Origin of the sequence: Luteitalea sp. (assembly GCF_022842525.1) — a bacterium.
Lineage (GTDB): Bacteria > Acidobacteriota > Vicinamibacteria > Vicinamibacterales > Vicinamibacteraceae > Luteitalea.
Genome location: NZ_JALHPM010000339.1, coordinates 1 through 3,718 on the forward strand (window position 1 = coordinate 1; position 3,718 = coordinate 3,718).

Below are 3,718 nucleotides of genomic sequence, written 5' to 3' on the forward strand. Positions count from 1 at the left end.
GAGTGCACCGATTGCCACAATCCCCATCGCGTCGTGCGCAACCGGCTCTTCAACAACACGGACGACTCGACGCGCGCCACGCATCCGCACACGCCGAGCGGCGTCCATACCAACATTGCGTCCGGCGCACTGCGCGGCACGTGGGGCGTGGAGCCGGTATTCAGTTCTGCGGCCTTCCTGTCGCTCCCGGTGCGCTACGACAGTCGTCACGGTGACGCCGGCGACGGCGCGAGCACGGCGGTGACCAACACGTATGTGACGCGCGAGTACCAGGTGTGCCTCAAGTGCCACTCTGACCATGGCTACAACGACGCTGGCACGTACCCTTTCGGCGGCCGCCCGAGCCCCGGAGATTCCGGCGGCACCACGACATCCGGCACGAATAACCTCACCCAGTACACGAACCAGGCGATGGAGTTCCAGGCCCCGCTGGCGCATCAGGGCGAAACCACCGCCTCGGACTCCGGCGCGGGCTCGGGATTCACGACGAACAACCATCGATCGTGGCACCCGGTGATCGAGGCGACCGGCAGGACCACGGGCATCCGGAGTGCGTCGGCTGGCGCCTTTGTGGCGCCGTGGAATGCGGGCGTCGGCACGCAGACGATGTACTGCTCCGATTGCCACGGCGGCAGCACGGCGCCCAATACGGTAGTGCCGTCGGGTGTCAGGCCGTGGGGACCCCACGGCTCCGAGCACGACTTCCTGCTGAAGGGCACCTGGGATTCCCGCACCGGGAGCGGTTCGCGAGATGCGCCGGGCACGACGGACCCCAACAACGGCGTGTGCTTCAAGTGCCATGACTATCGCACCTACGCCGACCGTAACGGCGACAGCAATTCGAGCGGCTTCGGCGGCCCGAAGAGCAACAACCTGCATGCGTTCCACACCGACAAGCTGGAGCGCATCCGCTGCAGCTGGTGCCATGCGGCGGTTCCCCACGGCTGGAAGAACAAGGCGCTGCTCGTCAATCTGAACGACGTCGGCGCGGAGGCGGGACTCGCCTCATCCACGGAGGTGCCGATCACCGGCGCCAACGTCGTGTTCAACCAGGGGCCCTACTACAACAACGCCAAGCTGAAGGTCCGGACCTTCGCACGAAGCGGAAGCTGGCAGGACACCAACTGCGGCTCGGCGAGCGGGGCAGGTGGTGTCGGTCGCGACTGGATGCGCAACGTATGTTTCGCGCCGCCATGATGCGTGCCCTGCGCTGGATCGGCTCGACCCGTGCCGCGCTCTGGTGGCTGCTCGCGCTGATCGTCACGATCGTGGCGTGCCGCTTCGGGCCGCGGGAGGACTACACCCCCGTGGCGCTGCCGCTCGCAGTGATCGCCGTGAGTATCGCGGTCGGCATGGTCACGAACCGGCGGATGCGTTCGTCGCTGCCGCTCGCGGTCTTCCATGCGTCGCTGTCTCTGCTGTGCGTGCTTGCCGGGCTGGCCGTCGTGTGGCGCTTCGAAGGGCGCGTCGAAATCGTGGAAGGTACGGCGTTCGCCCCGGAGTCCGTGGAGGTTGTGCGTGCGGCGCCCGGCGGTCGTCAGGGGCCAGCGGCCGGGGCCTTCGAGCAGGCCGATGTCCGGGTGCATTTCCGCGGCGCGCTGCATCGTGAACGCACCGAGTCAGTCCTCCAGGTCGGCGATCGTGCCGTGGTCCTGTCCGACAAGGAAGGCTTCGTTGTCGACGGCTTCCGGTTCGCGCCGACGAGCAACAAGGGCTTCGCGCTAGCTTTGACGTGGCGCGGGGATGACGGGTCGGTCGAATCCGGCTGGCTGCATCTGCCTTCGTTCCCGGCGTTCGAATGGAAGCAGGAGAACGTATGGCAGACGCCCGGCGGGATGCGAGTCACCATTGGTGTGGTCCCGCCCGCCGTGCCGCAGAAGGAAGCCTGGGTGCTGGACCGGCGCCTCGCGCCGCGGGCTGTTCACGTCATCGCAGGCGACGAGCGCACGACGACGACTCTCGGAGGGGCGGTACGAGTGCCTGGCGGCAAGCTCCAGGTCGACGAGGTCCGTCTCTGGATGGGATACCGGGTCACGCGAGATCCGGCGGCGCCTTGGCTGTTCGTGGTGGCGAGTGTCGGCCTGGCCGCACTCGGTCTGCACGTGTGGCGAGGGCCATCCCGACGACGTGCGGTCGCGCTTCGCGAGCGGGAGGAGACCGATGGTCTGGTCCGATCCTGAGATCGTGCTCGTGCGCGCCGGTGTGTGCGGCTACGGTGTCGCACTCGCCTGGCATTGGCTTGCCGGCCGTCGCGGCGGCGTCTCGTTTCGCGGGGTCACTGCGCTCACGGCTGCCGCAGTGGCCTGTCTCGGCGCAGCGATCGCGGTGCGCTGGTCGCAGTCCGGTCAGGGACCTTTCCTGACGTTGTACGAGATTCTCCTGTCCTCCACCTTCAGTCTCGGGCTGGTATTCGTCGCGGCATGCGTGCTGACCCGCGCGGCGGGGTTCACGGCGACACCTGTTCTCGGCGTGCTCGCGGCCCTCGGGCTCTGGACGCTGTCGGTATCGCGGGACGTGGTGCCGCTGCCGGCCACCTTCGACAATCCCTGGCTCTGGGTGCACCTGACGGCGGGCAAGCTGTTTCTAGGGGCGTGTCTGCTCGGTGCCGCCGGCGCCGCCGCGCTCGCGGTGGGTCGCGTGACGGACACCGATGTCCGGGACGCCTTCGTATGGCGGGCCGCGCTGGCCGCGTTCGTGTTCGAAGGCTTCATGCTGCTGAGCGGCGCCGTGTGGGCGCAGGACGCCTGGGGTCGCTACTGGGGCTGGGACCCGCTCGAGACGTCGGCGCTGCTGACGTGGCTCGTGCTCGGCGCGCTGTTGCACGCACGGGTGTCGTTCGCGCTGCCGGACTGGGCGGCTCGGCTGTGGCTGAATGGCGTGTTCGTGCTGGCCGTGCTGACGTTCTTCGGGGTGCCGTTCTTCAGCCTGGCCCCCCACAAGGGGATCGTCTGAGGCTGCCGCTCAACGGCGAGTGCGTGCGCGCAGTCCGATGAGTCCGAGGCCCGCGGCGAGCAGGGCCCAGCTTTCCGGTTCGGGTGCCGGGGACTGCACCAGCGTCGCCGACTGCACATTCATCACGTCGACGGCCCAGTTGCCGGTGCGTGCATTCCAGGGCAGAACACCGCTCACGTCGCAGAAACGGTCCGCTTCGCAGAACGTCATGGTCGGTGTGAAGTTGCCTTGTCCCGCGCGGGTGAAGATGTCGTCGAACGTCGGGCCGAGCGCGCTGTTGTCGTACTGGGTGACGGCGAGGCGATAGGCGCCGGCTCCCAGTTCGAGTTCCATCAGCACGTCGAATTTCTGGTGGGTGAACGGGTCTTCGGGCACGCCCAGGCTGTCGTCCCCGGCGCTGATGATGTCGCCGGACGGATGGGCGAGTGCAAGGCCCGGGTCGAAGCCGCCGCGCGGGATGACCTCACCCGCGGCGTTGATGCCGCCGGCGTACGACAGCGTGCGGATCGTGACGGTCGACAGCGCGCCGACGTTGAAGTCGATGAACTGGATGTCGTCGTCGAATTCGAAGGTACCGCGGAAAGACAGGTCCGCGGCAGCCGCGGGCGTTGCCGCGAGCGCACTCGCGACCAGAATCGAACGTCCGGGAACACCCCATTGCATGGCCAGCACCTCCGCACCCGAGTCGTGGAATGTCGGGCCATGGGAGGGCGATGCCTCGGCACAGCGGGACCTCCTGCATAACGACGCGCGGGGCGCAGGATTT

Annotated in this window: 3 protein-coding genes and 1 pseudogene; 3 read left to right on the top strand and 1 reads right to left on the bottom strand. The window is 68.0% G+C overall.

Annotation, left to right across the window (positions count from 1 at the left end; genetic code table 11):
- The 3 genes and pseudogenes from Q0C41_RS30555 to ccsA form a co-directional block, all read left to right on the top strand.
- Window positions 1–1,197 (top strand): annotated as a pseudogene (locus Q0C41_RS30555) (cytochrome c3 family protein); the annotation flags it as partial.
- 110 nt (window positions 1,198–1,307) lie between these two features.
- Entirely contained in the window at window positions 1,308–2,180 is an 873-nt protein-coding gene (locus Q0C41_RS30560) for a hypothetical protein (RefSeq protein ID WP_291990683.1), read from the top strand.
- A complete protein-coding gene (gene ccsA / locus Q0C41_RS30565; protein ID WP_291990685.1) occupies window positions 2,161–2,952 on the top strand; it encodes a cytochrome c biogenesis protein CcsA in 792 nt (263 codons plus the stop codon). The genes Q0C41_RS30560 and ccsA overlap by 20 nt, the downstream gene beginning before the upstream one ends.
- 9 nt (window positions 2,953–2,961) lie before the next feature.
- Here the strand turns inward: ccsA and Q0C41_RS30570 are convergent, their stop codons facing one another.
- Window positions 2,962–3,615: a DVUA0089 family protein gene (locus tag Q0C41_RS30570; RefSeq protein WP_291990687.1), complete on the bottom strand. Its 654-nt coding sequence runs from the start codon at window positions 3,613–3,615 to the stop codon at window positions 2,962–2,964.
- Window positions 3,616–3,718 lie beyond the last annotated feature (103 nt).

What these genes read in the sequence shown, in the direction of transcription:
- ccsA (WP_291990685.1), top strand. Translation starts at nt 2,161, where the DNA reads ATGGTCTGGTCCGATCCTGAGATCGTGCTCGTGCGCGCCGGTGTGTGC.
- Q0C41_RS30570 (WP_291990687.1), bottom strand. Translation starts at nt 3,615, where the DNA reads ATGCAATGGGGTGTTCCCGGACGTTCGATTCTGGTCGCGAGTGCGCTC.